Consider the following 2,535-nt stretch of genomic DNA (forward strand, 5'->3'; position numbering starts at 1 on the left):
GTACGCGCCTTTAATGGTGTCGGTGGTTCACCTTTGTTCATTGAAAAAGCTGATGGCGCTTATATTTTTGATGCCGATGGTAAAAAGTACATCGATTATGTAGGTTCATGGGGACCGATGATTTTAGGCCATAACCACCCTAAAATTCGCCAAGCGGTATTAGACGCGGTTGATAATGGCTTGTCATTTGGTGCGCCGACTGAACTTGAAGTGAAAATGGCTGAAAAAGTCATTTCGATGGTGCCATCAATAGAACAAGTTCGTATGGTCAGTTCAGGCACTGAAGCCACCATGAGTGCAATTCGTTTAGCCCGTGGTTTTACTAACCGTGACAACATTTTAAAATTTGAAGGCTGCTACCATGGTCATGCTGACTGCTTATTAGTAAAAGCAGGTTCTGGTGCATTAACGTTAGGACAACCAAGCTCTCCTGGCATTCCTGAAGATTTTGCTAAACACACCTTAACTGCAACCTATAACGACCTTGATTCTGTCCGCGCTATATTTGAACAGAATCCTGAAAGTATCGCTTGTATCATCCTTGAGCCTGTTGCCGGCAACATGAACTGTATTCCACCAGTGGAAGGGTTTTTACAAGGTTTACGTACAATTTGTGATGAATTCGGTGCGTTACTGATTATTGATGAAGTGATGACCGGCTTCCGTGTATCTATGAGCGGCGCACAAGGTCACTACGGTGTAACGCCAGACTTAACCACACTAGGTAAAGTGATTGGCGGCGGCATGCCTGTGGGCGCATTTGGTGGCCGTAAAGATGTTATGCAATTTATCGCACCGACAGGCCCTGTCTATCAAGCGGGTACGTTATCTGGTAATCCTATTGCGATGTCGGCAGGCTTAGCGCAAATGGATGCATTGTGTGAACCCGGTTTATATGAAGCACTAGCTGACAAAACAAAGCGGGTTGCAGAAGGCTTTAAAGCCGCAGCAGACAAACATGGTATTCCATTAAATATTACTTATGTGGGTGGCATGTTTGGTTTCTTCTTTACTGAAGATAACACGCCAATGACCTCGTTTGCCCAAGTCACAAAATGCAACATGGAGCATTTCCGTCATTTCTACCATGCCATGTTAGATGAAGGTATTTATTTAGCGCCAAGTGCTTATGAAGCAGGCTTCATGTCTATGGCTCATGGTGATGCTGAAATTGAATATACTTTAGCTGCTGTTGATCGCATTTTTGCGGCAATGAAATAAAGCAACTTCATCGCTTAACCTCATTTTAGGTTAAGCAAACTGTTGGTAACAAAAATAGGATAAATAACTAAGTTGTTTATCCTATTTTTATTTGTGTTATTGGGTCAGTTATGTCATTTACGTCGCTAGGGTTACCGCCATTATTATTAGATGCGGTTAATCAATCTGGGTATCAAACTGCTACTCCTGTCCAACAAGCTGTGATCCCACTAGCGCTAGATGGCCGAGATGTGTTGGCCAGTGCCGAAACCGGTACCGGAAAAACAGCTGCTTTTGCGTTACCTTTACTAAGCCATTTGATGAATCAAGATCATTCAGACTTATTGCCAGCAAATCGTTTACGCGCATTAATTATGACTCCGACTCGTGAGTTAGCGATTCAGATTGAGCAAAATTTAGTTAAGTACAGCCAGTTTATCAATCTGACCAGCTTAGCCGTTTATGGTGGCGCGAGTATCAATCCTCAGCGTAAGGCATTAGAGCAAGGCATAGATATTTTAGTGGCAACGCCAGGACGATTGTTTGACATTATTGGCCAGCATGAATTGGATTTATCTTTTGTTACCCACCTAGTGATTGATGAGGCTGATCGCATGCTTGATCTTGGTTTTGTTAAAGATATTGAAAAAGTGAAGCGTTTAATCGCCAGACAACACCAAACTATGATGTTTTCTGCTACTTTTTCTGAAGACGTTAAAACCCTTGCCGCTAAAATGCTAAACAACCCTGAATACGTTCATGTTGAAACCCAAACTACAGCCGCTAATGTTGTCCAGCAAGTGTACCAAGTGGATACCCGCCGTAAAGCCGAACTGTTATCTGAATTAATTGGTAAGCATAACTGGCAGCAAGTTATGGTATTCACCAGCCGCAAAGAAACAGCAGATCATTTATACCGTGAATTAAGCTTAGACGGCATTAAGTCATCGGTATTTCACGGTGATAAAAGCCAAGGGGCTCGAAATCGTGCGTTGGAAGAGTTTAAAACCGGTCAATTACGCGTGTTAATCGCTACCGATTTGGCCGCTCGAGGGCTTGATATCCAAGCTCTGCCAAGAGTCATTAACTTTGAATTACCTGAAGAGTGCGAAGATTACATTCACAGGATCGGGCGTACTGGTCGTGCTGGATTAGGCGGTGAAGCGATTTCTCTGGTGAGTCCACAAGAGCTAGAGTTGCTTGGCGCGATTGAACAACTTATTGAACAATCATTGCCGATATTGGTGCCGACAGGATACGAGGAAGGGGCGCCATTACCTGCTCGATATCGCGATGTTGCGGCAGAGAAACCGAAAAAGGTACTTAAGTACAAAC

Annotated in this window: 2 protein-coding genes; both read left to right on the forward strand. The window is 43.5% G+C overall.

The features are described from left to right. Positions 1 to 1,221, forward strand: a 1,221-nt coding sequence (gene hemL, locus CXF78_RS20015; protein WP_102037745.1) for a glutamate-1-semialdehyde 2,1-aminomutase, incomplete at its 5' end; no start/stop codon positions are given. Positions 1,222 to 1,331: 110 nt separating this feature from the next. After that, a partial coding sequence (locus CXF78_RS20020) for a DEAD/DEAH box helicase (protein ID WP_102037746.1) occupies positions 1,332 to 2,535 on the forward strand: 1,204 nt, incomplete at its 3' end.

Source organism: Shewanella sp. 11B5, assembly GCF_002836795.1.
Classification (GTDB): Bacteria; Pseudomonadota; Gammaproteobacteria; order Enterobacterales; family Shewanellaceae; genus Shewanella; species Shewanella frigidimarina.